The sequence below is a fragment of the Planococcus dechangensis genome (genome assembly GCF_042654465.1).
GTDB classification, from domain to species: Bacteria; Bacillota; Bacilli; order Bacillales_A; family Planococcaceae; genus Planococcus; species Planococcus dechangensis.
The window spans coordinates 293,033-318,668 of the sequence record NZ_JBHSGL010000015.1 but is presented as its reverse complement, the minus strand read 5'-3'; the positions used below and the strand labels follow the sequence as shown (position 1 = coordinate 318,668).

Below are 25,636 nucleotides of genomic sequence, written 5' to 3'. Positions count from 1 at the left end.
TCAGCTAAAGAAAGGAAGGTCTTTATGGAGATTCAGACTCCAAGGCAACAAAAAGCACTTGAAACGAAACAACGAATTCTCCGGACAGCTTTGGCCTTGTTCAGCGCCAAAGGCTTCGACGATGTATCGGTCGACGAAATCGTCCGAAAAAGCGAGACGTCAAAAGGAGCGTTTTATGGGCATTTCTCTTCCAAATACGATATCTTTCTTGAAAAATTTAAGGAGATCGACCAATTCTACAGCGATTTCCAACAAAGCTTGCCCGCTGAATTGTCCGCTGAAGACAAAATACGCAAGCTCGCGATCGCCCAAATGGAATATTTGAGCGACGAAATGGGACGCGATGGCATCCGCTCGCTCTATGCGTATGCACTGACCCCTTCTGTCGACAATTACTTGTCTGATACCGAACGCCCGCTTTATGCCATTCTCGAAAAACTGATTTTCGAAGGGCAGCAAAAGGGTGAATTGGCCTCATCGACTGCACCCGGCCGTCTCGCGATGTTCATCTCCAGAAGCATGCGCGGCACGCTTTACGACTGGGCGATATTCGATGGCAACTTTGACTTAACGAGTGAAATCGATCGCTTGCTAGAACTGCTATTCACCGGTCTGCGGATCACAAAATAAAAAGCGGTCCCTCCCCAGGCATGACTTACAGATAGAAAGTCTTCTGTCGGGGGCGGAATCGCTAGTTCTTCATGAGTGTTTGGTTATGAATTTCTTTATCGCAGCGGTGCCTTCGGTTTGATGGCCACTCAACAGATGGCCGCCGGTGTCGAAAATGACGGTTTCGGCATGCGTTCGGGTAAGGAATTTTTCGATGCTGCCGAACTTGGCCATTGGGTCATCTTTCGCATGGATGACGAGAATCGGGACATCGATTTCTTCAATCGGATATTTTTCGTAATGGACATCCATATCGAGATTTGTAAGCTCAGCATCCGTTTCAATGCCTTTTCGGCGCGGTTTGATGGGCAACATGGTCTGTAAAAATTCCTTATCGACTTTTGAACCGAACGTCAAGCCTAAAATGGGGCCCAAGAATTTTGTAGACAACCATATTGGGAATTCATAGAGCAATGCATGCGGCGGTCCTGCCGACTTCGCTTGTTCAGCCGCTATTTTAGCGGAAGGGACGCCTGATGAAACAAGAATCAGCCCTTTCGCCCGCTCGGGGTAGCGAAGTCCAAACGAGAGTGCTGCAGCTCCCCCTGCTGAAGTGGCCAGGATGAAAGCTTTTTCGATATTCAAGTGATCGAGTAATTCGGCAAAGACACTTGCTTGATGCTGAGGCGTCGGCATTGGCGGAAGCTCGGAACCGGGGTAACCGAAACGGGACAATGCGATTTTTCGGTAATCATCTCCGACTATCCCTTTGAGTGAAACCATGCCTTGATCATAGCCGCCAAAAATCCCGTGGCTGATGAGAATCGTTTCGCCAAAACCTTCATCAACATAAGCCATCGTGCCAGACGCTGTTTTAAAGCTGTCTGTTTCGTATTGTTCGAGACGCTTGTAGGCACGGCGCATATCCGCAACATAGAGTGGAAGCGCGACAGCAGTTGCAGCTGCCGCAATCTGCAGGAATTTGTTCATGTAGGCACACTCCTTTTTTCAAATTTTTCCGCTACTTCCTTTAAGACACAATCGACCTCACCATGTACATATACGCTTTTCCATAATAAAAACCTTCACATGATGTGAAGGTTTTTGTCTATCATTCAACCAGCTTTTGACCACAGTTCGGACAGAATTTGGCACCGGTCGTTTTCTCGCCGCAATTCGGGCAGAAATTCGGCCCCTTTTTTTCTCCACCGCCTTCTGCTGGGTGTCCTCCGGTCTGGCTGCTTGCACCCGATGATTCTTTTTGGCCATCCATCATTTCTTTTGCTATATTCATCCCCATCATCATGCCTGCCATGTCGGAGGCGGTATTCGATCCCGAGGATTTGCCCATCGCATCCGCAACGGACATCTGCTGGTATCTCGAGACATCGCCGACCATGCCGTGAGAGGCGTTTTTATTGATCATGTCCTGGATTTCTTTCGGATAATTAAAGCTCATCACTTGGAATCCGGTCACTTTCATGCCATCGTCCATGATTTCCATATTCAAATCATCCTGGATGCCGCGGCCGATTTCGTGTGAATTCGACTGCAAATTGAACATGTCCTTGCCCTCGCGCGTGATCCATTTCATCAGCAATTGATCGAGTCTAGCCGTGATGCGCAGCTGCACATCTTCAACGAGATAGCGATCGCGCACGCCGGCCACTTTGTCGATCAAATTGATGTAATCATCTACTTTAAACTGGAACGTGCCGTTCGCACGGATCGGCATGCCCCCGGGAAGCTGGGGCGCAGGAATATTGATCGGGCTTTTCGTGCCCCATTTGACGGTGAATTCTTTCGTGTTGACGAATAATACCTCAACCCGCATGCCGCTGTTGAAGCCGAAACGGAAGCCTTTTAAAGTCGATAGAAACGGGACGATTTCAGAGACGATATCGTACTCGCCTTCTTTTTCGAAAATCCCTTCCACTTTTCCGTTGTTGAGGAAAATTGCGTCCTGGCCTGGCCGGATGATCAAACGGCTGCCTTTTTTCACTTCCTTGTTCGTCCATTTCCAAAAAATCATATCATCGCGGAATTCTTCCCACTCCACAACATCTGAAAATTGATTGCCGAAAAATGCCATGTTCTTCATTCCTTCCTTCGAATGCTTAGAAGCTACGACCCCCGCCGCTGAACGATCTTCCGCCGCCGGTCATTCCACCGCCGCCGAATCCGCCGCCACCGCCGCCTTTATTTTGCGGCACTTTGCTGCGTGTCACGGTTTTATTGCGGAAACGGTCTTGTTCGCTGCGTACGCGCGTGTGGTCGCGGTCGATATAGGTGCCTGGTGTCGTGGTCACTCGTCCACCGACATTATAAAGCATTGAACCGACAATTCCCCCTGCTAGCAGTAAAGCGATTGTTAAGTGAAACCAGGTTTTCAGGAAAATGCTTTCCGGATTGACGCCCGGCCGGTATTCCATATAACGGCTCGATGTGACGACCGTGTCACGGAACGCCCCGCCGTAATCAGCCGATCGCATTTCCGGCATGATGCGGTCGAGCACTAAATCGATGCGCTTCGCATCCAGCGTCCGCTCGGCTGTGCCGAACCCTGCGAGATATACTTCACGTGAACCGATGTCAATCGTCAGCAATACAGCGTCTTCTTGTCCCGTATTATCTGCGCGATCGTCAAAGAAATCACCCATATAGCCTTCAATCGATTGACCTTCTGTACTGTTGGTCGTCAAAAACAGAAACTTGACGTTTTGCTGTTCGCCGTAATTTTCTGCAAGCGCTCTAAGCTCCTCGGCCTCCGCTTGTGTCAGCAATCCCGCCTCGTCGTAAATCAATTGATCGGTCTGCGCAGAAGCCGTAAATCCGCCCATCATCAGCACTAGGAAAAACAAGGATACGATCAATATGTTTTTCGCTACAGTTCTCACCATAATACACCCCCGACCGCAAAGGAGATGGCTTTCATGACCGCAAAGCTAGAAGCGGCGATGCCGGTGAACCATAACGCGACTTTGCCTTTACTGATCGGCGGCTTGCCGACCACTTTGCCGGTTTGGCCGTTCATCGCGAAGGTATGCTCTTTGTTTTCAAAATCGTAATAAACCATCCATACCGGAAACAATGTGTAATACACTTTCTTTTTGCGCGCATCAATTTGCTTGTTCGTGTAGTTGACCGAGGCATAGCCGGAAATGGTCGTCGAAATATACGAATCGATATACGGCACGATTTTCGACTCGACGCGCGAAAACAACTGCTCGTCATCGTAATCGTATTTCTCCGCCAAATAGCCCGCCAAATACGGCATGCGAAAATCTTTCATATCGCCGTAATCATATGGTTCGAGCTTATCCATCAGTTCGTCGTCCATTTTCTCGGATGCATCGGCCGGCACTTTCAAATAGCTCAAATCGATTTCACGGGACACATCGTAAAAATCGGTTTCCGTATAGATCGTATCCCCGCGCTGGTACGTATGGACGCGCGTGCCGATCGCCTTGATATGCGCTTCGCCTTCAATGTCATAGAGCCAGAATGGCACATACATGCCGGTCATCTTCTTGATGCGGTCGCCGCTCATAAATCCGCGTGGCGTCAAGCGTCCGCCGCGTGTCCATTTGCGGAACGCAGCGACCGCTTCGTCTTTTGTTATGGTGAACGGAATGACTTTGGCGGGTGCGAGGTCTCCTGTCAGCCGGTCGGACAAGACCACTGCGGCTCCGCAAAAGCTGCAATGTGTAGCAGTCGTTTCTGCCTCAGTCAAAATGACCGCCCCGCAGTTTTCGCAATGGTATTCTTTCGCTTCGCCTTCATCGAATTTACGCTCGATGTTCTCTTCGGGAAACGTCTCGATGTTTTCCTCATGCCCGCAGCTTGGACACGACAAATGGCCAGAGTCTGCATCAAACGACATGTCTGCCCCACAGTTCGTGCATTTATAATGGATGACCAAACGAGCTCCCTCCCCTCATACGGCAGGATTGTTTCAGCAGTCCGGCCATTATTCGCCTTTATTCACTTGGCTTTTCAATGCTTCGAGCTCATCATCCACATTGACGCCATTCTTCAAGGAGTTCAGCTCGTCTTCCACATTCGCTCCGCCATCGTATTTTTTAGCGAGGTCCTGAATGCTCGTGTCCGAACTTTTATTCAGCTCAGCCATCGCCGCTGATTCATCCAGCTGCTGGTTGATTTTCTTTTCCATCGCATCGAATGCCGAGATGCGTTCGCCCGCTCCGCCGACGCTGGATGCGAAATCGTTCATGCGCTGCTGCGTCTTCGCGACGGCGGCTTTGCCTTTAAGTTCCTGGCGGCGCGATTCGAGTTCACTGATGTCGCTTTCGAGCTTGTCGTGCATTTGGCGCATTTGCTGTGTATTCGTCGCCGCAAGTTCGACTGCTGTCTGTTTGTCGTTTTGTTTGTCCGTCAACTCCGCTTTGCGCTGCAGGAATTTCCGCGCATCGTCTTCATTGCCGGCTTCTAGCGCTTTTACCGCATAGCGCTGCATATCATCCATCTCTTTTTTCAACTCGTCAAGCTCACGGCGCTCGCGTTTTTCCGCTGCCATGATTGCCGCTGTTTCGGATTTCACTTTGCCGAGGTCGCTATTCAAATCGCGTAAGTACTGATCGATCATTTTCTCCGGGTCTTCCGCCTTGTCCAGCATGGCGTGGATATTGCTTGTCATAATGTCTCTAAAGCGTTTTAGGATTTCCATGATCATTCTCCTCTTCCGTAATTTATTAGGCTGTCGCGCAAACCTTCTTACCTGTCAGATTACCCTGTGAGCTGAGCACTTAACCCTTCCGGCCATGTTGGGTCGGAATAGTATGAATACGAAGCGGAGAGCGGATTGGTTTCAATTGATTTTGACTGTACAAGAAAACCGCCTCCTTGCGCTTTTTCACAAGCGCAAGGAGGCGGTTGGCTTAAAAACGGGTTACATTGGGCCGTATTCGATCAGCTGCGCGATGATGAGCGCCACTACGGCCACGGAATACCAAATGATCAATAAAGGAAAAATGAACTTCAGCCATTTTTCCCAGCGAATGCCGCCGACAGCAAGCGTCGCCATAAAGTATCCGGATGTCGGATAGAAAATATTCGTGAAACCATCACCGAGAAGGAATGCCAAGACGGCCGTCTGGCGGGTGACACCGCTGATGTCCGATAAGCCAGTCATGATCGGCATCGTTACCATCGCCTGCCCGCTCCCTGACGGAATAAGGAAGTTGAGTGCCGCCTGGACGATGAGCATGAACACCGCTGTCAGAGAGTCTGGCATGACGTTGACGAATTCACCGAGCGCGTAAATGATTGTATCCATGATATCCCCGGCATCGAGAACGACTGCAATGCCGCGTGCAATCCCGACGACGATGGCACCAAGTAAGATTTTCTTGAAGCCTTCATTGAACGCATCAGCAATTTCAGAAGGTTTCAGCCCTGCGACTAGTCCCGCCGTGATGCCAATCAATGCGTAAAGCCCGGTCAATTCACGGAAATACCAACCGTAATTCAATAAGCCGAACAGCAAGACACCGAATGCGGCAAGTAAGGTGAATGCCGTCCATATTTGGCGCTTTGTTGCTTTCGCCGGGGCCATTTCTTCAACTTCCAGCTGTTCTTGGTTTTCCTCAAAGACAATGCTCAATTCCGGATTCTTGTGGACTTTTTTAGCATAGCGCCACACATAACCCATACCTGCCAGCAACACTATGGACAGTATAATGATCCGGAAGCCGATTCCGGAATACAGCGGCAGCTCGGCAATTTCTTGAGCAACCCCAAGGTTTGCCGGAATGGCGAGTGCGACAGAGAATCCGGCAATTGTCGAGACAAGTACAATGGCCGCTGCAGTGATGCGGTCAAAACCGAGTTTCAACACAAGCGGCAAAATCGCCGGCAAATAAATAAGCGACATTTCCACTTGCCCGGTGAAGGTCGTGAACAGCGCAAACGGCAGCATCAATGTCGGAATGATCCATAAGCCTTTATCCGAAAACTTGCTGGCGAGTTTATTGACGCCAAGCGCGATGACCCCGGTCCGTTCAATGACCGCGAACATCCCACCGATCATGATGATCCCAAAAATGATCTCGGCCGTTTCGATGAAGCCATCCGGTATCGCAAACATGAACTCCAAAAACGTTACGGGAGAAGATTCCATGTATTCGAATGTCCCCGGCACAATGACCTCCGCACCGCTGTCATTCGCCTGCCGTTCAAATTGTCCCGCGGGGATTACGTAGCTAGCGAGAGAAGCGAGCGCAATCATGATGAAGAGAATGACGAAAATATGCGGCACTTTCACTTTGCTTTTTTTCTTTGGTTCAGTCGTTTCTGTGTTCTGCACCATTTAATCCCTCCTCTATTGTTTATCGCATGTATAACTTCAGTCTAAACTATCTTTTAAAAGGAAATGCACTGAATCCCAAAATATGGAATTCGTCCTATAATATAAAAAAATATAGACTAATTAATTTCGAGGTAGTACCAAATCCATTATCCTTTGAATAATTATTTCCATTTTCAAGTTTACAAAAACTCTCAAAAAGGAAATAGGAGGGAGTAATTAAATTGCAATTTAGGAGGAAACCATGTGGGACATTTCATTGAAGTAGAAAACAATGTAAACATTTACGTAGAAGACATCGGTTCTGGACAGCCGGTCGTATTCTTGCACGGCTGGCCATTGAATAACAAAGCATTTGAATACCAGACGAGCTTGCTGGCTAAAAACGGTTTCCGCTTTATCGGCATTGACTTGCGCGGCTACGGAAAATCCGATAAGCCATGGAACGGCTATGACTACGATACCGCAGCACAAGACATTAATGCAGTGGTCGAACAGCTTAGTTTAGACCGGTTTGTGCTTGCCGGCTTTTCGATGGGCGGCCCGATTGCGATCCGCTATCTGTCCAAGTTCGGTCAAGGCAAAGTCGATAAACTCTTATTGATGGGTGCAGCTGCACCGCTGTTCACACAACGCGACGATTTTTCGATCGGCATGAAACCCGAAGAAGTGGATGACATCATCAGCCAAATCGAAAAAGACCGCCCGGCGTTTCTTGCTGAATTTGCGGATTTGTTTTTTGAACAAAAACACTCGCCGCAATTCCTGGATTGGTTCCAATCGCTCGGTTTAGAGGCAGGCGCACATGCCACACTCAATTCTGCGGCTGCATTGCGCGATGAGGACCTACGCGGCGAGCTGTCTTCCATTACCGTCCCGACTGCTATTTTCCACGGCAAGAAAGACCAAATCTGCCCGTATGAACTGGCGGAAGTTTTAGACAAAGAAATTCCGAATTCGGTGCTGGTGCCGTTCAAAGACAGTGGACACGGCATCAATGCCGATGAACCCGAACGCTTTAACAATGAGTTGTTGAGCTTCCTGAAAAGTTCAGACGTTAAATCATAATTTTAAAAACCAGCCTTCCTAAATTAAAGGAAGGCTGGTTTTTCGTTCAGCTTACGCGGAATCCCGCAGCGAACGAGCGCAAAATACCGATCAAAGTGCCAGTCATTTCTTTCGGGGATTTTTCATAGCCGGTCTTTGCCCAATCCAAGATGAGGCCCGCTGTGCCGTGTGCCATATATAGCTTGAACGGTGCTGCATTGATGTCATGATCGCCTAAGGGAGTAAAAGTGAATCGTTCTTCGAGCATCTCGTATATAGCTTGCGGCAATTCCCCGTGAAGACCTGGGATCGTATCCGCCAATAAATACAAATTGAAGAAGGCACGATGATCGTAAACGAAACTGACCAATTCAAACGAATTGGCATCCATCGCGGACGTCGGGATATCCGCTCCCGGATCATAGCGTTCCATGCTGGTGCGCTTGATCTGCTGGAACATTTCTGCTCTTAGCTCTTCCGCTAGATGAGGCTTGTCGAGGTAATATAAATAAAAGGTCGCCCGGTTATACTGCGCTCGCTGCACGATATCGGTCACGGACACATGACTGAATCCTTTTTCGTTGATCAATTCGATGAATGCTTCTTTAATATGGCGTTTTGTGCGTTCAGCTTGTGGAGACAATTTATCTTTTTTGTCTTTCATCGCCCATTCCCCCTATAAAAATCGACACTTTTCTCTTAACTGTCTATTGAGTCGACACATCCGGAAATTTTACTGATTGAGCTCGTTTCTGCAAAGGCTTACAGTAACAGAGTAGCCTATTTTCAGTTTAGCATACCCATTAAAAGGAGAGATGTTTCCATGATCAATTACACTGACAAAGTCGTCCTCATCACAGGAGGCGGTTCGGGGCTTGGCCTTGCGGCTGCGCAATCGATTGCCGCACTAGGGGGCAAGCTTGTTCTCGTCGATATGAACAAAGAATCTCTCGAAAACAGCAAAGCGCAAATTCTGGCACAGTCACCAGAAGCATCCATTAAAGTTGTCGAAGCAAACGTCACGGATGAACAACAAGTCAAAAACTTCGTTCAGCTGACAGTTGACACATTCGGCAAAATCGATGGCTTCTTCAATAACGCAGGCATCGAAGGCAAACAGAATTTGACGGAAGATTACGGTTCCGATGAATTTGAAAAAGTCATCAACGTCAATTTGAACGGTGTATTTTACGGGATGAAACACGTCCTGAAAGTCATGAAAGAACAAGGCCATGGTTCTATTGTCAATACCGCTTCTGTCGGCGGCATCCGCGGCGTCGGCAATCAGTCCGGTTATGCCGCGAGCAAACACGGCGTCGTCGGTTTGACGCGCAACTCCGGCATTGAATACGGACAATACGGCATAAGCATCAACGCCATCGCGCCAGGCGCCATTATGACGCCGATGGTCGAAGGTTCTTTGAAGCAAATGGCGGGCGATGACTGGGAAGCTGCCGGCAAAGAATTCGTCAGCGTCAACCCGATGAAGCGCTTCGGCAAACCTGAAGAAGTCGGCAACCTGGTCGCTTTCCTGTTATCCGATGCAGCGAAATTCATCAATGCCTCGGTCATCCCGATCGACGGCGGACAATCGTATAAATACTGATCTCTTTAACAGCCTAGCTTAGCGCCGGGCTGTTTTTTATTGTGCCTTCAAGTCGCGAAGCATGCATTTACACTATGAATCGCCGATAATGGGAAAGGTATTTATAGAGAGGGCGGCTTTTGCGTCCCAAACTGAAGGAGTGTGGAATAGATGCAATCAATTAACGGAAAGACAGCCATCATCACCGGAGCCGGGCGCGGCATTGGCCGTGCAACAGCCATCGCTCTCGCAAACGAAGGCGTCAATGTCGGTTTAATCGGCTTGAACCAGGAAAACCTGGATAAAGTATCTGTAGAACTGCAAGACGCAGGCGTCAAAGTGGCGACCGCATCGGCAGACGTTTCGGATCTTGCAGCAGTCGAGCAAGCAACCGCAAAACTCAAAAACGAACTCGGCGCCATCGATATCCTCATCAACAATGCGGGCATCGGAACATTCGGCGGCTTTTTGGACTTGTCTCCGGAAGAATGGAAAAACATCGTCGACGTCAACTTGATGGGTGTCTATAACGCGACACGCGCCGTGCTTCCGGGCATGGTCGAGCAAAGCTCAGGCGACATCATCAATATCTCGTCCACTGCCGGGCAAAAAGGCGCACCGGTCACAAGCGCCTACAGTGCTTCGAAATTCGCTGTCATGGGACTCACCGAATCATTGGCACTTGAAGTGCGCAAGCACAATATCCGTGTGACGGCTTTGACGCCAAGCACCGTCGTCACCGACCTCGCGCAAGATTCCAACCTGATCACCGGCGATGCCGAACGCGTTATGCATCCCGAAGATTTAGCCGACTTAATCATCGCCAGCTTAAAACTGCACCCACGCGTCTTCGTCAAAAGCGCAGGCCTATGGTCAACCAACCCATCCTAAACACATAAAAAAGGAGCTCGAGGAAAAATCCTCGGGCTCCCTTTTTTCATTTCGGATCGTTTGGCACGTCGCGTTTGTCTTCTTGTGATACATGCTTTGAGTACTCTTTTGCATCTTCTTGCTGATCTCTGCCTTTTTCTTCTTCGTAATCCGTTTCATGGTTATCTCTATCAAGTGCTTCTTTTGTTTTGTTGACGAGTTTATCGATTCCGGACTCGCGCGCGCCGACTTGCTTTTCAGGCGTACGTCCCGCTGTACCTTTTCTGGCCATTCCGATTCTCCTCCTTGATGTGCAGTTTGTATACTGTACCCGCTCTTCGAGAACTTACACCTGATTGGAAGAAAACCTGAACCGCTCATTCAGTTAAAACATCCCGCTTTCATGGTTATTACGCCCTGTTTGTCGCAGGGCATCTGCTTTAGCTGAATCTTGGTTTAATGTATTTTCTTTTCTGTCTAAGCTGTATTTCTTTTTGGTCAATCTGTCCACAATATAACCGCCGATAAACAATACCCCAAAGAACCCCCAGAAGATCCACATCATCCAATGCATACCATTCTCCCCTTTCATTTTGACCTTAACTCGATATCCGTTTGAACTGTAATACGTTTCCAATTCCACAAAGTTTCAAAAATCTGTATTTTCAGTTTATAAAACCAATCAAGTACATTCAGATTTTAAGGTGGAAGTCTTCATAACTACTTTTTTGGATGAAACCAATTACTATCCCATAGTGTCTTAATGAATAACAATTCCTGACAAATTGGAGGTAAACCGATGTGGTTCCTATTTGGTCTAATGGCATTAACAGCTACTTGCCTAAATCTTTGTCTTTACGCAAGCGGCAAAGATTATAAGTTCGCGATGACAATGGGACTATCATTTACAGCCTTGACCGTTGTGGCGGATTACAGTATGGTATCCGATCGGGTACAGGCAGAAGATTGGTCAGCGCTAATGGATGTCGTACCGGTTATGGAGACAGCGTTATGGGTGTTGACGATCATCTCGATTTTATTGAATATCAGCCCTCTACTATTGGAGCTAAAGAACAAAAAATAATTATCTATTGGGCAGCGTCTATTTCTTCACTTTAGACCCCGTTTGCTAAGCTTTTCATTGCCGCGCTAGAAGTTGCCCGTCACTTGAGTACCGTCCGATTTTTCGTCAATCGGACAGCAAAAGGCTGCTCATCCAGCCTATTCCGTTTATCTACTTCATCCATGATTCCACACTCCTTTTCATCCACCTATTTTATCGTGTTGCTGCTTTCTTTTTCCTTAACCCATTGGAAATATCTTTAACACTGCTGGTATTTGGCTCTTATTATTTAGCATACCCCCAAAAAAGAAGCCGGTATTCATGGATTTCCATGAATACCGGCTTCTTCTATGCCTTCAAATGCGTCACCTTAATTTGCCGCAGCTACCTTATAAACCGCCCCGCCATCAGTGATGGCAATAAGCGCGCCATCCTCAGTTACAAGAATATCACGGAAACGTTCGCCTTCATCAGACAATAGACGTTCTTCCCCAACGACGATGTCATTTTCTATAACGACACGTGCAATATAGCTCGACACTAAACCACCGATGAACAAATTGTTCTCCCATTCAGGAATTGCGTCGTTATCATAGAACGACATACCACTCGGTGCACTCGTTGGATCCCAATAATATACTGGTTCAACAAAGCCTTGCGCTTCGTGTTCTGAAACACCACCATTGATTAATTCACCAGTGTACTCGATGCCATAAGAAACAATTGGCCATCCATAATTATTAGCTGGTTCAATAATATTCAACTCATCCCCAGCTTGCGGGCCGAATTCAACAATCCATAAGTCTCCTGTTTCAGGGTTGAAGTCCATACCTTGAATATTACGGTGACCGTAGCTGTAAATACCATCTAGAGCGTCTTCATCTTCGATAAATGGATTTGTGTCTACTGGTTCCCCGTCTTGTGTAATGTGAATGACTTTACCTAAGTATGCATCCAAGTCTTGTGCGCGTTCGCGAATCGGATCATCTGAACGCTCACCCGTTGTTAAGAATAGGTTGTCATTGTCATCAAAGATAATGCGTCCGCCATAGTGCAAGTCACCATCGTATGCGGGTGTTGCCTGGAAGATGACTTCGAAATCTTCAAGTGAAGCCTCATCTTCTGATAAAACACCTTTCCCGACAGCAGTTACAGTGCCGCCTTCAATGTCTTCGGAAAAAGTCATGAACACTAATCTTGATTCGTCAAAATCAGGCGCAACAGTTACATCAAGCAACCCGCCTTGACCTGAGTTATTTACTTCTGGTGTACCTTCGATTGGATCTGAAACAGAGCCATCTTCAAGGTTTACAATAAGAAGTTCCGCTTCATCTCTTTGCGTCACAAGTATGCGGTTTGGTTCAAACTCTTCCATCCCCCAAGATACGCCAAGACCCTCAACCACAACTTCCACATCAAGTTCTGTTTCCGTCTCTACTGCAGGTGCTCGTGTTTGTTCTGGAAATGCCGGTTCAAACTCTGTAACTTTTGGTTGAGATTCTGCAGATCCATCTGCACTTTCCCCAGCGCCCTCTTCAGCACCTTCTTCCGTTTCAGTGCCTTCGTCAGTACCTTCTTCCGTTGCAGCACTTTCTTCTGTTGCGGCATCCGAGTCAGCAGGTGTTTCTTCTGACGTATCATCATTTCCACATGCTGCCAATACCAAAACAAAGACCAGCATGGTAAAGAACAATAGCCTTGACCACGAAACTTTTGTCATCCTCTTTCCTCCCCTTTTCTAAAATATTTAACTGGATAAATTCTAAATTTCATTACCCTGAAATTCAGCACCGAAAATTGTTAAGAATTTCATATTATAACTAAAAATATGAAGCTCCTGTGGAAACAACGTTATCATAATTATAGGATATTAAAAAATAATTTGATTTTTTCATAGATGGAGTCCACTTCAGTAACAGCAATATGGAGTACACAAATGCATTTCCACACTAAGCGTTCGCAAATGTTCTTTTTAAGAAACACTAACAAAGGGAGAGAAGATGTGCCTTATCGGCTTCTTCTCTCCCTTCTATTTTGTAGCTTCCGATAAGTCGGGATATGTAAACTAATTTTTTTCTTTACTACTCTCTGCTAATTAAGGTTGGATAAGCGTTTTCACGAGGTTGCAAAGAAACATCTTGATAATTTTCCGCATATTTCTAAGTGTTGGTAAGTATTCGTTTTCAATTAAATGAAGTCACAATTAATGAGACGATAATTAAAGGGAATTTAATCCAAATTATTGAAACATATAATAAGCTTAGGTTTTCCGAGTTTACGAAATAATCATAAATATTTTTCATCTAACGGAGCAAGTTGGTCCGATAAAATGCAGTTAGGTACCATAGTTTTAGGAGGTGTAATAATGGAATTTGCAGAACAATGTTCTTTTGAGTTGGAAAAGTTGGGTAGAGGACATGTCTGGTTTAACGATGTTTATTTTCCACTGGAAGAAATAAAAAAGTTACCTGCTATTATTCAGCGACTTAACTATATTGATAATTTGGTGCTTTTCACGTTTCATATTAATGATGAGGGAATGATGGAGGCTTATTGGTATAACCTTTCTATTCAGGTCGTCGATACTGTTCAGGATAAAAATAGCGTCCTTCTAAGTGATACAGGTAGAAATACATTGGAAGAGCTTGGCGATTATTCCATTGAATTATGGAATAACACTTATTATCAAGTTCGAAAAGGTGATATAAAAGGATTTATTGAAAGTATAAATCAGTATGTATCTTTTATGGAAAAAAATGAAGGCTCTCTTAGGGAAGAATACGATCTACCTAATAAAGAAAAACAAGGAATCTATTATCAAGTTTTATTTATCTAACGGATGCTTTAGTTCAAGAAACCACTAAAAACAACTTAAAGGACTTCTATTAATCTTTAGAAGTTTTTAATCATAGTAAAATAAAATTAAACTTTAACAAAGCCATTCGATTAACTATTTAAATCTTGTATGATTTTAATTGTTAATAGTTCTTCAATTACTTATAACCTCCATTGAAAATTGTTGATTTTACAATTGTTTAAAAACCGTTTGTAAAAGTACACTTTTGCGAACACTTTTAAAAAGCTGAAAATGACCGAAAAAAGCGTTCGGAAACGTGTCAATTTAATACAGCTCAAACTAATATTTTCAAAAAATCCAGAAAGGAAAATTATTTATAATTTATTTAGTGGATTGGCTATATCTTTCTACTTGATTGGATTAGGAATAATACGGTACTCATGATGAAAAAAATTCTGAACAAAAAAACCTTGCTCATCTCACTTTTCACACTAGCTTTAGTCGTACTTCTGAGCTTCACTATCTTTTTTATATGGGCTCAAGATACATTTGAAGCGGTAGATGCGGATCAAATAGAGATAGAGGAAGTTATAGAACCCGTAGACGGGTGGTATATGTATAGAGCAGAAAATGCAGAAAAAGGGTTAATCCTCTATCCTGGCGCAAAAGTCGAACCTGAAGCATATGCCTATTTAGCACAAGAATTATCCAAGCAAAACATTACAGTTGCTATCCCTTCAGTCCGATTAAATTTATCAATTTTAGATGTGTCAAAAGCGGATGAAATAATAGAAAGCGACGACAGCATCGAGTGGTATGTTTCGGGCCATTCCATGGGAGGCGCAGCGGCAGCTATGTATGCCGATCAACATTTAGATCGCGTAAACGGGCTCATATTGCTTGGGGCATACGCAGCAAGCAATGACTATTTAAGTGAATCCACCTTACCCGTTTTATCCATCGGCGGTTCAGAGGATGGATTAAGTACGCCTGAAAAAATTAAGGAAAACAGCTCGAACCTCCCAGAAACAACAGAGTTGATTGAAATTCCAGGCGGAAACCACGCTTATTTTGGCGTATATGGTAGTCAGTCCGGCGACAATGAGGCACAGATCACCGTTAGTGAACAACAAGAAATCATTGTCGATTTGATTGTTGATTGGTTAGAAAATGATCACTCCTTAAGTCAGAGTGAGTCATGAAAACTTTACAATCCACATAAAAACACCACACGACAAATCGTGTGCTGTTTGTTTTCCACCCTATTATTCTTCCAATTTCCTTGCAGCAAATTCGTCGTCCATTTTCAGGAAGTACTCGCCGCCTTCTTCAATGCCTTTTATGCGAATGATCATGTCGCGAAACATCTTTTCTTCTTCCATTTGTTCTTCAATGAACCAATCCAAAAATGACAGCGTAGCATGTTCCTGCAGTTCATCCGCCAAGCTTACCAATTTATATATGTTTGCCGTAACTGACTTTTCCTGCGCAAGTGACGCTTCCACAACATCCAAAGCATTTGCATATTCGTTTCTTGGTTCTGTCAACGCCTGGAGTACAGGTTGTTCATCCATTGTCACCAAGTAATGATAGAATTTCATCGCGTGCACATGTTCTTCTCGTGATTGGATTAAATAGAAGTTGGCAAATCCGTGATACCCTTTTCCTGAAAAGTACGACGCCATCGCTGTGTAGGCATGTGCCGCCTGAAGTTCGTTATTGAATTGAGCGTTTAACGCTTCTGTCAAATTTGTTGGTAGCATCTTGAATTCCTCCTCTATTCTATTTAACGTTAGTATAACACGTATGTTGATTAACCCATTTTATAGAAAGCTATGGAAAGTTAATAATGGATCTGCTCCGCTCTCATCCTGCCTTCCACTCCATTACACACAATGGAATCTAAATGTATCATCCTTTTCACAATGAACGATCCCAGCGACGCCGCGCACAAGGGCTAGGCGAAGCACTGAGACGGACGCCCTACCCGGCTCATTGCGAAAGCCATGCCCAAAGCGGCCGGCGCGGTGAACCACCGCATTCCATTATTCAACCAAATAACATTTCCACAATCCCCTCCTAAATCCACATCAAAAGTGCTACACTAAAACTAAGTAAATAATCATGCAGGGAAAAGGTGCTGATTCGTCAGCGTAACAGGGAATCCGGTGAAAATCCGGAGCTGTTTCCGCAACTGTAAGTGCGTATGAAATAAGAGATGCCACTGGGGAGACTCGGGAAGGCCTTAGAGTAAAGCGATGCACAAGCCAGGAGACCTACCTTTTTCTGAACGTATTTTTGCTCTTCGGAAGATAAGAGGATCTACGGCAACTTTTTCCTATGGACAGCTTTGTGCTGGATATTCGCAATCGTGCCACTCTCTTCGTTGAGAGTGGCTTTTTTTGTCTCTTTTTTGAAAGCGATGCGTGCGCTGATATTTACGGACACTATTTTGGAGGTGAAACAATGAAAAAAGACATGCGCTTTTTGTGCTACCCATTCATGCGGGAAAACGCACCGACTGTCGATTTTGAAATTCGCACCGACTCCCTGACGACAAGGATCGGCGAAGCGATATCCGTCACCGACATCCCGGAAGTGATGGAAGACTTGTGCTATTTGCAGCCGATGGTCTATCACTTGAACGGCTCCGTGCGCGGGAAACTCGCCATTACTGAACAAGACCTTGCCGAGCTCAGCGATATGTATGACCGCTACGTAGCTGAAGTGAAAGAGCAAATCGACCAGTTCGTCCTACCCCAAGGAACGCACGCGGCTTGCATTCTTCACGTGTGCCGCAGTGAAGCGAAAAAATCGGTGCGTGCGCTTCATCACGTGATGCTTGAGCGCGCAGTGCCGGAACATTTAATGGACTACGCCAACCTGCTCGCCAATGTCTTTTTTGTGATGGCCGTCTACGTGAACAAGCAGCACGGCGTCGATGAAATACCGTTCGTCAGCAAATCCTATCCAACAAAACGCAAAAAGAAAGAGGAGACTCACACGTGAAAATCAAATCATTTCTCTTACTCAGCATTCCGCTTGCCCTGACACTCGGTGCTTGCCAAGACAACGCCGCCGAAGCACCGGCAACAGAAGAAACAACCGAACAAACATCCACTGAGACTTCAAGCGACGCACCGTATACTGTCATTGACGACCGCGGTGAAGAACTTGAATTCGAACAAGCGCCTGAAACGATCGTGTCGCTTATCCCGAGCAACACTGAGATCGTCTTTGCACTCGATGCCGGAGATCAATTAGTCGGCGTAACTGACTATGACAACTACCCGGAAGCGGCACAGAATATCGAGCGCGTCAGTGATTCCGTGGAATTCAATGCCGAGAAAATCATCCAGCTCGACCCGGATGTCGTTTTAGCTTATTCAACCGGCGAAGCACCGCCTGCACTCGCGCAGCTTGAAGATGCCGATATTCCGGTATTTGTTATCGAATCGGCCACTTCATTTGACGAAGTATACGGCGATATCGAACAAATCGCAGCTGTGCTTGCAAAAGAAGAAAAAGGCGCTGAAGTGATCGAAAGCATCCAAACGCAAATCGAGGATGTCCAAGAACGCCTGGCAGCGGTCGAAGAGCAAAAAGAAGTGTATGTGGAAATCAGCCCATCCCCTGAGATTTACACAACCGGTAAATCGACGTTCCAGCAGGAGATCCTGAACCACGCTCAAGTGACCAATGTCTTCGAGGACCTGGAAGGCTGGCCGAATATCTCTGAAGAAGAAGTCATCACGCGCGATCCGGAAGTCATCTTGACGACCGTGTCTTACGTGGAAGATGCAGTCGGCGATATCGAAGCGCGCGACAGCTGGTCCGATGTGGAAGCGATCGAGAACGGTGAAGTGCATTTCATCGACTCCGACATCACTTCCCGCCCTGGGCCGCGCATTGGTGAAGCGGTGCAGTTAGTTGCGGAAACGGTATATCCGGAATTGATGGAATAATTTTATTCATCCCAAGCATTTTGTCGTTTTATAGAAATGGAATGAATAAATTATTCAAAACAAAAAAAGGCGCTGCCGTCTTACATGGCTGCGCCTTTTTGCTATTCACAATCCCGCTTCGTCGCGGATATCCTGTTCGGTGATGGCCCCACCTTTTCCAGTTCCTTTGACGTCTTCAAGTTTGACGCCAAGCTCTTTCGCCAAATGACGCATCCTCGGCGACACGCGCGTAAAGCTCGCCGCCTGTTGTGAGCTATCGTTTTCTGCTGCTTGTTCAAGATGGACTTGTTCAGGAGTTTCCGATCTTACCGGCGCCTGCTCTTTCGTGTCAATGACTGCAAGTAAAGTGCCCGCTTTGGCGGAATCTCCGCGCTTCACGTGAATTTTCTTCACCGTTCCGCTCGTTTCTGCACGGATTTCCGATACGGCTTTTTCGGTTTGCACTTCACATAGTACCGCGTCTTTATCCACGTAATCGCCTTCGTCGACAAACCATAGGACAATCAAGCTTTCGTCTGTATCTTCCGACAGCCTCGGCAATATTACATCATGCATCGAACCGCCTCCATTCACGCTTCATCCATCATCTGTTTGACCGCCTCGACGATTTTATCCGGTCCTGGCAAGACAAAGTCTTCGAGTACATGGCTATATGGAATCGGCACGTCCGGAATCGCGAGTCGTTTGATCGGCGCTTCAAGTTCGTAGAGCGCTTCTTCCGAAACGATCGCTGCCACTTCTGCGGTCATGCCATACGAGCGGTAATCTTCATCGACGACGACCAGGCGATGCGTTTTCTTCACGGAATTAATAATGGTGTCTTTATCGATCGGTGCCAAGGAACGCAGATCGATGACTTCCGCTTCGATGCCGTCTTGTGCTAATCGCTTGGCCGCTTCCATCGCGAAATGCGTCATCATCTGGATGCCGACGATCGTTACGTCTTTCCCTTCGCGCATGACATTGGCTTTATCAAGCGGTACCGTATACGATTCTTCCGGCACATGGCCGACCGCATAATCGAGCTGGTCCATCCAGCCGAGCCCTTGCAAGGATTTATGGAACATGAAGACGACCGGATTGTCGTCGCGGATCGCGGATGTCATCATGCCTTTTAAATCATACGGCGTGCTCGGTGCGACCACTTTCATCCCTGGCATATGGGCGAACGTCGCATACAAAGTCTGGGAATGCTGCGCGGCGTCGCTATAGCCGCCGCCGACTGCGGTCATGAGCACCATCGGCAAGCGCACATTGCCGCCGGACATATACGGGATCTTCGCCATATGGTTGTAGATCTGGTCCATACAGACCCCGAAGAAATCGACGAACATCAATTCCGCGACCGGCCGCATGCCTTCTGCTGCGGCACCGATCGCCGCTCCGATGAACGCTGTTTCGGAAATCGGCGTATCGAGCACACGCTCCGGGCCGAACTTTTCCATCAAGCCTTGCGTCGAACCGAAAATCCCGCCGTACTTTCCGATATCTTCACCGAGCACAAATACGTTTTTGTCGTTCTCCATCTCCTGGGCAATCGCTTCCGCCATCGCTTTATTGCCAGTCAGCATTCTTTTTTTCGCTGTTTCCATTTCGGACAAGCTCCTCTCTGGATTTAAGATGTAAAGACGTCATCAAGCGCTGCTTCAGGTTTGGGATAATCGCTGTCACGTGCAAACCGGTAGGCTTCATCCACTTCTTGTTTGGCGCGTGTTTCGATTTCTTCCAATTCGGGTTCATTTACTTGTTCGGCGTCCAATAGCTGTTGGCGCAGTTTCATGATCGGGTCGCGTGCACGAAGGCCCGGCACTTCCTCTTTGTCCCGATACAATTCCGGGTCGCCTTGGAAATGGCCGAGGAACCGGTAAGTCTGGATTTCGATGATTGTCGGGCCTTGTCCGTTGCGCGCCCGGTTGACTGCTTCTTCCGACGCTTTATACATCGCAATTGGATCATTGTCTTTTACATAAGCTCCCGCGATGCCGTATGCGGATGCACGCAAGTCGTTCGACTCGACCGATGTCGATGCCGTTTTCGGTACCGAAATGCCGTACGAATTGTCTTCGACGACGATGATGAGCGGCAAATTCCATAGCGCCGCCAAATTGAGCGATTCATGAAACGCACCGGCATTTGCGGCGCCTTCTCCGATGAACGCCACGGCGACCCAGTCTTTCCCTTTCATCTTGCTCGCCATCGCCGCACCGACCGCATGCGGGATGCCGGCTGCGACAATGCCACCACAAGAAAACTTCACTTCCGGATCGAACAAATGCATATGCCCTCCCTTGCCTTTGCCGAGTCCGGATTGCTTGCCGAATATCTCCGCTGTCATCTTCTTCAGATCGACGCCTTTGGCAATCGCGTGATGATGCGGACGGTGTGGCGCGGTTACTGTATCCTCTTTCGTCAAGTGCACCATCATGCCGGCTGCTGCTGGTTCCTGTCCCGTTGCGAGGTGCATCTCACCCGGCACCGGCCCTTCGCCGATATTGAATACCGGCGACTTGCCTTCCGTATAAGCCTCCACCATTTGGTCTTCGTAATAGCGGATCTTGACCATTTGCTCGTACATCCACATCAGCTTGTCGACAGACACTGCAGGTTGCTTTTCTTCGAACATAGTCACTGCTACTCCTCCTTTTTGACTCGATCAATTCAAAGGCATGCGACAAATTCCATAGGCCTAAACACTCTCAGTGTACTCTTTCCGATTAAATATTTCAATATTCTGATAATAAAAGACTAGATAATTTACATTTACCATTTATTCATTATCGATATTCCGTGAAATCGCTGGATGCTAAGGTACAGAGAATCTCCGTAACTTTATCAAATTATGTTAGGTGCTCTCCTTTTCAACAATTCATCTACAAGCATGTTCCCTCTTTCTCTTACTACAGTCTTTCAAAATTGTAATATCGCTAAACAGCAATTATTTATTGATAAACAATAAATCAAGTACTATAATTTAGCTATCAACAAGTGAAGAGGTGTGTTTTATGAAACGGGAGACTTTGTTTTTGAAAGTGGTGCTGTTTCTCATGGCATTGCCGGTCATCGCGCTTTGCATCTTCGTGGTGTTGCCGCTTTCGAGCATCATCCAGGATGGGCCGGAGCAGCTGGCGTTTTTGCAATATGTCTTTATCGTCATGCTCTACGCAACGGCGATCGCTTATTTCCTGGCGCTGTATCAGACGTTCAAACTTTTGAGTTTCATCGATGACAACACCGCCTTCTCTGTGCGCTCAGTGAATGCGATCAAGAACATCAAGCTGTGTGCACTCGCGATCACCGGCATCTATTTTCTGGCCATGCCGCTGTTTTACATGATCGCTGAAATCGATGACGCGCCGGGGCTCATCTTGATGGGCGCAGGCATCGGGTTTGCAGCATTCGTCATCGCCGTTTTTGCAGCGGTTTTGCAGAAGCTGCTGACGCACGCCATCGACATCAAATCAGAAAATGATCTTACAGTCTGAGGTGATCTAATGCCAATCATCATAAATCTCGACGTCATGCTCGCCAAGCGCAAAATGAGCATGACCGAGCTATCCGAAAAAGTCGGCGTCACCATGCCCAATTTGTCCATTCTGAAAAACGGCAAAGCGAAAGCGATCCGCTTCTCGACGCTCGAAGCCATCTGCAAAGTGCTCGACTGCCAGCCTGGGGACATCCTGGAATACCGGGAAGAACAATAGTCGACTCAGTGAATAAGTGAATACCCATCATAGTTAAACGCTCGATGCGCTAATCTTTGAGCATAAAAGGAGGAAGACATTTTGCTGATAAAACTCGTATCTACTTTCCATTTAGCATTGTCGGTAGGCGCATTTTTCGCGGGAATATCCATGCTGCCGGGCATGGGGATTTTCGTAGAGTTTCCACCCGAGTGGGTCGGCATCATGCCCTTCAGCAGTTGGACAGCTTTAGCTGTATTCGGGATGATGGTCTTCGGAGTTGGCAACGCCATCGCTGCCCTTTATGGATTCACGAAGAAAAATCCAAAACTATTCCTATTTACCATCAGCTTAGGAATACTGCTATTTTGCAGCGCTGCTATGCCAATTGTTCTGCTCGGTGATTGGTATTTGCCACTCGTATACTTTTTCGCCTTAAGCTTCATGCAAATTTCTTTTGGCTTGTTCGGCATGTTTTACAAGCACAAAGCCAAAGCCGCTTCTTCCCGTTCTCAGAAGCTTACTCATTAAAACTTCAAGCATTAATCATGCTAATTAAAAAAGGAGGTCCCACAGTCAGCTTCCTGACTGTGGGACCTCCTTTTCGTGTTGTGCTATTTCTCATTTCCCTGCTTATGGCTTTTCACTATAGGTCAGAGTTTTTCCGCTCACTCCGAGCAATACCGTCAATAAAGGCGATACCAAACAAAAGAACGCAAACGGCAAATATTCCAATGTCGATACGCCAAGAACCGAGGCGATGAAAATTCCACATACGCTCCAAGGCACGAGCGGATTGACAACCGTACCGGCGTCTTCCATGACGCGGCTCAAGTTCTTGCCGGCAAGCCCGACTTTGTCGTAGGACTCACGGAATGCCTGCCCCGTCAGCAAAATCGATAAATACTGTTCGCCGACGAGTATATTCGTGCCGATCGCCGTTAGTGCAGACGCGACGATAACAGATGAAACTTTCTTCAATAAACTTTCGATTTTTGCGAGCAGGCTTTGGATGATGCCCAATTTGAATAATAAGCCGCCCATGCTCAGTGCCAGGAGCACCAAGGCGATGGTGAAAAACATGCTTTCCATGCCGCCTCTAGATAGCAAGGCATCGATTTCTTTAATGCCAGTGGATGATTTAAATCCGCCGAACAGGATGCCGAGCGTTTCTGCCACTTGCGGCTTTTGATGAAGCGCAGAAATGGCAATCGCCGCCACAGAACTTGCAGCGAGCGTCATCACGGCAGGCATTTTAAACACGGTCAACACTATGAGCACGAGCAGGGGAACTACGGCGTACCAGTGAATCAAGCCGGTCTCCAGCAAGCCTTCTTTAAAAAGAGCAATATCTTCGGTGTGATCCAATGTGACAGATGGCGACAAGAGACCGAAGAACACCAGCGTCAACACAAACGCAGGAATGGTCGTCCAGCCCATATTGCGGATGTGTTCAAATAAATCCACCCCGACAATCGAAGCCGCCAGATTGGTTGTATCCGATAGCGGCGACATCTTATCGCCGAAAAACGCGCCAGAAACGATGGCTCCTGCCGTGATGGCGAGCGATAAATCGAGCGCACCTGCAATGCCGATCAACGCCACCCCCACCGTCGCCACTGTCGTCAGTGAACTTCCGATGGACAAACCGATGATCGCCGTGACGACAAAGACGACCGCAAAAAAGAAGACAGGCGTCACTAAACTAAATCCTGCATAGATCAATGTCGGGATCGTCCCGCTCATCATCCAGCTGCTGATCAAAATGCCGATGAAGAAAAACAAGAACACTGCGCCCATCCCTGCCCCGGCCCCTTCGATCAGTCCCCGTTCGAGTTCACGGTACGAAAGCTTTTTCAGTAAGCCGTAACACATCAACAATAAAATCGATAACAAAATCGGCACATGCGGAGCCGCCTCAAATTGAATAATGCCGATGCTAATAATCGCGACGACCATGGCGACAAGCACTGCCGCTTCTTTCGTGCTCGGTGTTAAAATGGCTTTAATATGAAACATATCCCGTTCCTCCTGTAGTCCGAAAATTTAAAAACAAAAAGAAAACCTATCATCCCCAAAAAAAGGGACGAAGGTTTTCTCCGCGTTACCACCCTATTTGATATTCCGCTTAGACAACCGGAACATCCACTCATTCAAACGTCGAAACTACAGATGGCGTAATTCAACCCACTTGCTGCCTGGACTTGCACCGAATACCCAGTCTCTTGTTGCTGCCGGCAAATGGCCTACTTGTTCATCATTCAACTTGTGTTTGTTTGCTTTTGCAATTGCTTTAAATCTTAGAACATCTATGCCAACCAAGTCAAGCAAGTGCTCGCAAACAGGCTACTTTTAATTTTTTCGGTTGTCTAGCATCCGCTTGAGCATCCGAATTTGACCCCGGTGGCTCGTTTCATCTTCCACTACATGAAACCACAGGTAATATTTATTGTAAGTGACGCCGTTATAATACTGGTCTTCCTCGTATAACCAGTCATCTTCGACATCCCTCATAAGCGCTAATGTCTTCTCCCTGACCTCCGCCAACTCATCTAAATAATACTCGAGCGGCTGATTGTGAATTGCGCTTCTTGCGTTGTCGCCCAACTCGAATGGCAAGAGCCACCTTTTAAGTTCTTGTTCTGTCAGGTCACGGTTTTCGAAAGCAATGATTTGGTGTATGGATTCAACAGCTGCCATATGCAGCAGCAAGGCACCGATGGAATTCGAACTGCCATCAGCGAGAAAATCAAGTTTTTCAGTCGATAACCCTCTTACATCCTCCAAAGTCACTGCCCGTGTGTATTCGAGCATGGAGACGAGTTCGCCGATTTTCGGGCTGAAGCCTACCGTTTCTTTGATTTGGAATTTCATCTTTTAGCCTCTCTTTTAAAAAAATGATATCGATAAACAAACCCTAAAAAAGTGCTGTGCTTACTTAAGCAAAGCTTCCATCTTCTCTAACCATATTACCCGATCCGCAACAGTCGCGGGTTTCGGATGGCGTGGGAATCCGGTTTCCGGCGCCACCAAAGCTTTAGCATGTCCATAAGACTGTTCTGGCCTGCCGTTTTGGAACAAACCGAACTCTGAAGCCAGTCTCTTGGCGACATTCGTCGACCCCCAGGCAAAAATGAGATGGCCTGAAGATCCCAGCAAGTCCGCGCGCTCTTGTGCGTTTTCTTCTTGGAACAAAGAATGAGGGACTACTGCTTCCTTGAACTTATTTTCAATGCTTTTGAAATTCCTCATATTCCCTTCGCAAATATCCGACAAATTGATGAGCGTGACCTGGTTCCACCCTTGCCGCTCCATCAAGTTCATCAGCTGGTATTGCGTCGGATTCGGTTTGGTGGGGATCCACTCCGCTTCTTCAGCACTCTTTACTGTTTCGCCAGCTTGCGCACAATTGGACGGATTGATCATGACGATGACCGCATCCGTCTGAGTGCAGAAGCTCCCCTTGCGTTTGATACGCGCTTCCCTGCGCATGAGAAACTGTTCATTCTCTATTTTGGCATGATAAAACTTCGCCTCAACCGAAAAGATTTGTTTCAAGTGCTCAGCTGGAATGAGCGACACAAAATCACTCCTTGCGTTTTATTGTTTATTCAAGTTTATCAAATATGACAGATCCACGTGTGCTGTTGAAAAAAAGCTCCCAGGCCATATGCGGCCTAGGAGCTTGCTGTTGT

At 46.9% G+C, this 25,636-nt stretch carries 29 protein-coding genes and 1 riboswitch; of the genes, 12 read left to right on the top strand and 17 right to left on the bottom strand.

Annotation, left to right across the window (positions count from 1 at the left end):
* The first annotated feature begins 24 nt into the window (after positions 1–24).
* The gene (locus ACFO5U_RS15830; RefSeq protein WP_377280050.1) at positions 25–630 is read left to right on the top strand and encodes a TetR/AcrR family transcriptional regulator; all 606 of its coding nucleotides are present in this window, start codon (positions 25–27) and stop codon (positions 628–630) included.
* Positions 631–699: 69 nt separating this feature from the next.
* On the opposite strand, the gene ACFO5U_RS15825 is transcribed toward ACFO5U_RS15830, so the two are convergent.
* The 6 genes from ACFO5U_RS15825 to ACFO5U_RS15800 form a co-directional block, all read right to left on the bottom strand.
* Positions 700–1,599, bottom strand: coding sequence for an alpha/beta fold hydrolase (locus ACFO5U_RS15825; protein WP_377280049.1), 900 nt, complete (start codon positions 1,597–1,599; stop codon positions 700–702).
* Between the two features lie 121 nt (positions 1,600–1,720).
* Complete coding sequence (locus tag ACFO5U_RS15820) at positions 1,721–2,701, bottom strand: SPFH domain-containing protein (protein WP_377280152.1); 981 nt, start codon at positions 2,699–2,701, stop codon at positions 1,721–1,723.
* Between the two features lie 25 nt (positions 2,702–2,726).
* Positions 2,727–3,509 carry a TPM domain-containing protein gene (locus ACFO5U_RS15815; RefSeq protein WP_377280048.1) on the bottom strand — a complete coding sequence of 261 codons (783 nt, stop codon included), beginning with the start codon at positions 3,507–3,509 and terminating at the stop codon, positions 2,727–2,729.
* The gene (locus ACFO5U_RS15810) at positions 3,503–4,531 is read right to left on the bottom strand and encodes a TFIIB-type zinc ribbon-containing protein (protein ID WP_377280047.1); all 1,029 of its coding nucleotides are present in this window, start codon (positions 4,529–4,531) and stop codon (positions 3,503–3,505) included. The genes ACFO5U_RS15815 and ACFO5U_RS15810 overlap by 7 nt, the downstream gene beginning before the upstream one ends.
* 48 nt (positions 4,532–4,579) lie before the next feature.
* Complete coding sequence (locus ACFO5U_RS15805) at positions 4,580–5,296, bottom strand: PspA/IM30 family protein (RefSeq protein WP_377280046.1); 717 nt, start codon at positions 5,294–5,296, stop codon at positions 4,580–4,582.
* Positions 5,297–5,518: 222 nt separating this feature from the next.
* Positions 5,519–6,937 (bottom strand): YfcC family protein, encoded by a 1,419-nt coding sequence (locus tag ACFO5U_RS15800; protein ID WP_377280045.1) that lies wholly within the window; start codon positions 6,935–6,937, stop codon positions 5,519–5,521.
* 243 nt (positions 6,938–7,180) lie between these two features.
* On the opposite strand from ACFO5U_RS15800, the gene ACFO5U_RS15795 reads away from it, so the two are divergent.
* The gene (locus tag ACFO5U_RS15795) at positions 7,181–8,002 is read left to right on the top strand and encodes an alpha/beta fold hydrolase (protein ID WP_377280044.1); all 822 of its coding nucleotides are present in this window, start codon (positions 7,181–7,183) and stop codon (positions 8,000–8,002) included.
* Between the two features lie 46 nt (positions 8,003–8,048).
* On the opposite strand, the gene ACFO5U_RS15790 is transcribed toward ACFO5U_RS15795, so the two are convergent.
* Complete coding sequence (locus ACFO5U_RS15790; RefSeq protein ID WP_377280043.1) at positions 8,049–8,645, bottom strand: TetR/AcrR family transcriptional regulator; 597 nt, start codon at positions 8,643–8,645, stop codon at positions 8,049–8,051.
* Positions 8,646–8,804: 159 nt separating this feature from the next.
* Between ACFO5U_RS15790 and ACFO5U_RS15785 the strand changes: the two genes are divergently transcribed.
* Entirely contained in the window at positions 8,805–9,587 is a 783-nt protein-coding gene (locus ACFO5U_RS15785; RefSeq protein WP_377280042.1) for an SDR family oxidoreductase, read from the top strand.
* Positions 9,588–9,737: 150 nt separating this feature from the next.
* A complete protein-coding gene (locus tag ACFO5U_RS15780; RefSeq protein ID WP_377280041.1) occupies positions 9,738–10,457 on the top strand; it encodes a 3-ketoacyl-ACP reductase in 720 nt (239 codons plus the stop codon).
* Positions 10,458–10,503: 46 nt separating this feature from the next.
* On the opposite strand, the gene ACFO5U_RS15775 is transcribed toward ACFO5U_RS15780, so the two are convergent.
* Positions 10,504–10,728, bottom strand: coding sequence for a hypothetical protein (locus ACFO5U_RS15775; protein ID WP_377280040.1), 225 nt, complete (start codon positions 10,726–10,728; stop codon positions 10,504–10,506).
* A gap of 93 nt (positions 10,729–10,821) precedes the next feature.
* Complete coding sequence (locus tag ACFO5U_RS15770; protein ID WP_377280039.1) at positions 10,822–11,010, bottom strand: hypothetical protein; 189 nt, start codon at positions 11,008–11,010, stop codon at positions 10,822–10,824.
* A gap of 225 nt (positions 11,011–11,235) precedes the next feature.
* On the opposite strand from ACFO5U_RS15770, the gene ACFO5U_RS15765 reads away from it, so the two are divergent.
* Positions 11,236–11,520, top strand: a complete 285-nt coding sequence (locus tag ACFO5U_RS15765; RefSeq protein WP_377280038.1) for a hypothetical protein — start codon at positions 11,236–11,238, stop codon at positions 11,518–11,520.
* Between the two features lie 349 nt (positions 11,521–11,869).
* On the opposite strand, the gene ACFO5U_RS15760 is transcribed toward ACFO5U_RS15765, so the two are convergent.
* Positions 11,870–13,219, bottom strand: a complete 1,350-nt coding sequence (locus tag ACFO5U_RS15760; protein ID WP_377280037.1) for a PQQ-dependent sugar dehydrogenase — start codon at positions 13,217–13,219, stop codon at positions 11,870–11,872.
* 645 nt (positions 13,220–13,864) lie between these two features.
* Here ACFO5U_RS15760 and ACFO5U_RS15755 point away from each other — a divergent pair.
* On the top strand, positions 13,865–14,335 hold the full coding sequence (locus ACFO5U_RS15755; protein ID WP_377280036.1) for a hypothetical protein: 471 nt from the start codon (positions 13,865–13,867) through the stop codon (positions 14,333–14,335).
* Between the two features lie 401 nt (positions 14,336–14,736).
* The gene (locus tag ACFO5U_RS15750) at positions 14,737–15,498 is read left to right on the top strand and encodes an alpha/beta fold hydrolase (RefSeq protein WP_377280035.1); all 762 of its coding nucleotides are present in this window, start codon (positions 14,737–14,739) and stop codon (positions 15,496–15,498) included.
* A 63-nt stretch (positions 15,499–15,561) separates the two neighbouring features.
* Here ACFO5U_RS15750 and ACFO5U_RS15745 read toward each other — a convergent pair whose 3' ends face one another.
* Positions 15,562–16,059: a ferritin gene (locus ACFO5U_RS15745; RefSeq protein WP_121300527.1), complete on the bottom strand. Its 498-nt coding sequence runs from the start codon at positions 16,057–16,059 to the stop codon at positions 15,562–15,564.
* 355 nt (positions 16,060–16,414) lie between these two features.
* Positions 16,415–16,594: riboswitch (cobalamin riboswitch) on the top strand.
* 168 nt (positions 16,595–16,762) lie between these two features.
* Between ACFO5U_RS15745 and ACFO5U_RS15740 the strand changes: the two genes are divergently transcribed.
* Positions 16,763–17,305 carry a hypothetical protein gene (locus ACFO5U_RS15740; RefSeq protein WP_377280034.1) on the top strand — a complete coding sequence of 181 codons (543 nt, stop codon included), beginning with the start codon at positions 16,763–16,765 and terminating at the stop codon, positions 17,303–17,305.
* Positions 17,302–18,261 (top strand): ABC transporter substrate-binding protein, encoded by a 960-nt coding sequence (locus tag ACFO5U_RS15735; RefSeq protein ID WP_377280033.1) that lies wholly within the window; start codon positions 17,302–17,304, stop codon positions 18,259–18,261. The genes ACFO5U_RS15740 and ACFO5U_RS15735 overlap by 4 nt, the downstream gene beginning before the upstream one ends.
* Positions 18,262–18,366: 105 nt before the next feature.
* Here the strand turns inward: ACFO5U_RS15735 and ACFO5U_RS15730 are convergent, their stop codons facing one another.
* From ACFO5U_RS15730 to ACFO5U_RS15720, 3 genes are read right to left on the bottom strand one after another with little or no spacing between them, the layout of a single operon-like run.
* Positions 18,367–18,816, bottom strand: a complete 450-nt coding sequence (locus ACFO5U_RS15730) for a biotin/lipoyl-containing protein (protein ID WP_377280032.1) — start codon at positions 18,814–18,816, stop codon at positions 18,367–18,369.
* A 14-nt stretch (positions 18,817–18,830) separates the two neighbouring features.
* Positions 18,831–19,853, bottom strand: coding sequence for an alpha-ketoacid dehydrogenase subunit beta (locus ACFO5U_RS15725; RefSeq protein WP_377280031.1), 1,023 nt, complete (start codon positions 19,851–19,853; stop codon positions 18,831–18,833).
* 23 nt (positions 19,854–19,876) lie between these two features.
* Positions 19,877–20,884, bottom strand: a complete 1,008-nt coding sequence (locus tag ACFO5U_RS15720; RefSeq protein WP_377280151.1) for a thiamine pyrophosphate-dependent dehydrogenase E1 component subunit alpha — start codon at positions 20,882–20,884, stop codon at positions 19,877–19,879.
* Between the two features lie 379 nt (positions 20,885–21,263).
* Between ACFO5U_RS15720 and ACFO5U_RS15715 the strand changes: the two genes are divergently transcribed.
* The 3 genes from ACFO5U_RS15715 (at position 21,264) to ACFO5U_RS15705 (ending at position 22,472) form a co-directional block, all read left to right on the top strand.
* Positions 21,264–21,743, top strand: a complete 480-nt coding sequence (locus tag ACFO5U_RS15715; RefSeq protein ID WP_377280030.1) for a DUF2975 domain-containing protein — start codon at positions 21,264–21,266, stop codon at positions 21,741–21,743.
* Between the two features lie 9 nt (positions 21,744–21,752).
* Positions 21,753–21,962 (top strand): helix-turn-helix domain-containing protein, encoded by a 210-nt coding sequence (locus tag ACFO5U_RS15710; protein WP_377280029.1) that lies wholly within the window; start codon positions 21,753–21,755, stop codon positions 21,960–21,962.
* An 81-nt stretch (positions 21,963–22,043) separates the two neighbouring features.
* Positions 22,044–22,472, top strand: coding sequence for a hypothetical protein (locus tag ACFO5U_RS15705; protein WP_377280028.1), 429 nt, complete (start codon positions 22,044–22,046; stop codon positions 22,470–22,472).
* A gap of 102 nt (positions 22,473–22,574) precedes the next feature.
* Here the strand turns inward: ACFO5U_RS15705 and nhaC are convergent, their stop codons facing one another.
* The 3 genes from nhaC to ACFO5U_RS15690 form a co-directional block, all read right to left on the bottom strand.
* A complete protein-coding gene (gene nhaC, locus ACFO5U_RS15700; protein WP_377280027.1) occupies positions 22,575–23,960 on the bottom strand; it encodes a Na+/H+ antiporter NhaC in 1,386 nt (461 codons plus the stop codon).
* 333 nt (positions 23,961–24,293) lie between these two features.
* Positions 24,294–24,815, bottom strand: a complete 522-nt coding sequence (locus ACFO5U_RS15695; protein ID WP_377280026.1) for a DinB family protein — start codon at positions 24,813–24,815, stop codon at positions 24,294–24,296.
* Between the two features lie 60 nt (positions 24,816–24,875).
* Positions 24,876–25,523, bottom strand: coding sequence for a DUF1643 domain-containing protein (locus tag ACFO5U_RS15690; RefSeq protein ID WP_377280025.1), 648 nt, complete (start codon positions 25,521–25,523; stop codon positions 24,876–24,878).
* Between the last annotated feature and the right edge of the window lie 113 nt (positions 25,524–25,636).

Bases quoted from the DNA above. Each gene is read 5' to 3' on its own strand.
- ACFO5U_RS15710 (WP_377280029.1), top strand. From the start codon at position 21,753: ATGCCAATCATCATAAATCTCGACGTCATGCTCGCCAAGCGCAAAATG.
- ACFO5U_RS15725 (WP_377280031.1), bottom strand. From the start codon at position 19,853: ATGGAAACAGCGAAAAAAAGAATGCTGACTGGCAATAAAGCGATGGCG.
- ACFO5U_RS15785 (WP_377280042.1), top strand. From the start codon at position 8,805: ATGATCAATTACACTGACAAAGTCGTCCTCATCACAGGAGGCGGTTCG.
- ACFO5U_RS15715 (WP_377280030.1), top strand. From the start codon at position 21,264: ATGAAACGGGAGACTTTGTTTTTGAAAGTGGTGCTGTTTCTCATGGCA.
- ACFO5U_RS15830 (WP_377280050.1), top strand. From the start codon at position 25: ATGGAGATTCAGACTCCAAGGCAACAAAAAGCACTTGAAACGAAACAA.
- ACFO5U_RS15820 (WP_377280152.1), bottom strand. From the start codon at position 2,701: ATGGCATTTTTCGGCAATCAATTTTCAGATGTTGTGGAGTGGGAAGAA.
- ACFO5U_RS15760 (WP_377280037.1), bottom strand. From the start codon at position 13,219: ATGACAAAAGTTTCGTGGTCAAGGCTATTGTTCTTTACCATGCTGGTC.
- ACFO5U_RS15825 (WP_377280049.1), bottom strand. From the start codon at position 1,599: ATGAACAAATTCCTGCAGATTGCGGCAGCTGCAACTGCTGTCGCGCTT.
- ACFO5U_RS15770 (WP_377280039.1), bottom strand. From the start codon at position 11,010: ATGCATTGGATGATGTGGATCTTCTGGGGGTTCTTTGGGGTATTGTTT.
- nhaC (WP_377280027.1), bottom strand. From the start codon at position 23,960: ATGTTTCATATTAAAGCCATTTTAACACCGAGCACGAAAGAAGCGGCA.
- ACFO5U_RS15805 (WP_377280046.1), bottom strand. From the start codon at position 5,296: ATGGAAATCCTAAAACGCTTTAGAGACATTATGACAAGCAATATCCAC.
- ACFO5U_RS15790 (WP_377280043.1), bottom strand. From the start codon at position 8,645: ATGAAAGACAAAAAAGATAAATTGTCTCCACAAGCTGAACGCACAAAA.
- ACFO5U_RS15775 (WP_377280040.1), bottom strand. From the start codon at position 10,728: ATGGCCAGAAAAGGTACAGCGGGACGTACGCCTGAAAAGCAAGTCGGC.
- ACFO5U_RS15730 (WP_377280032.1), bottom strand. From the start codon at position 18,816: ATGCATGATGTAATATTGCCGAGGCTGTCGGAAGATACAGACGAAAGC.
- ACFO5U_RS15720 (WP_377280151.1), bottom strand. From the start codon at position 20,884: ATGTTCGAAGAAAAGCAACCTGCAGTGTCTGTCGACAAGCTGATGTGG.
- ACFO5U_RS15800 (WP_377280045.1), bottom strand. From the start codon at position 6,937: ATGGTGCAGAACACAGAAACGACTGAACCAAAGAAAAAAAGCAAAGTG.
- ACFO5U_RS15695 (WP_377280026.1), bottom strand. From the start codon at position 24,815: ATGAAATTCCAAATCAAAGAAACGGTAGGCTTCAGCCCGAAAATCGGC.
- ACFO5U_RS15780 (WP_377280041.1), top strand. From the start codon at position 9,738: ATGCAATCAATTAACGGAAAGACAGCCATCATCACCGGAGCCGGGCGC.
- ACFO5U_RS15740 (WP_377280034.1), top strand. From the start codon at position 16,763: ATGAAAAAAGACATGCGCTTTTTGTGCTACCCATTCATGCGGGAAAAC.
- ACFO5U_RS15750 (WP_377280035.1), top strand. From the start codon at position 14,737: ATGATGAAAAAAATTCTGAACAAAAAAACCTTGCTCATCTCACTTTTC.
- ACFO5U_RS15745 (WP_121300527.1), bottom strand. From the start codon at position 16,059: ATGCTACCAACAAATTTGACAGAAGCGTTAAACGCTCAATTCAATAAC.
- ACFO5U_RS15815 (WP_377280048.1), bottom strand. From the start codon at position 3,509: ATGGTGAGAACTGTAGCGAAAAACATATTGATCGTATCCTTGTTTTTC.
- ACFO5U_RS15755 (WP_377280036.1), top strand. From the start codon at position 13,865: ATGGAATTTGCAGAACAATGTTCTTTTGAGTTGGAAAAGTTGGGTAGA.
- ACFO5U_RS15765 (WP_377280038.1), top strand. From the start codon at position 11,236: ATGTGGTTCCTATTTGGTCTAATGGCATTAACAGCTACTTGCCTAAAT.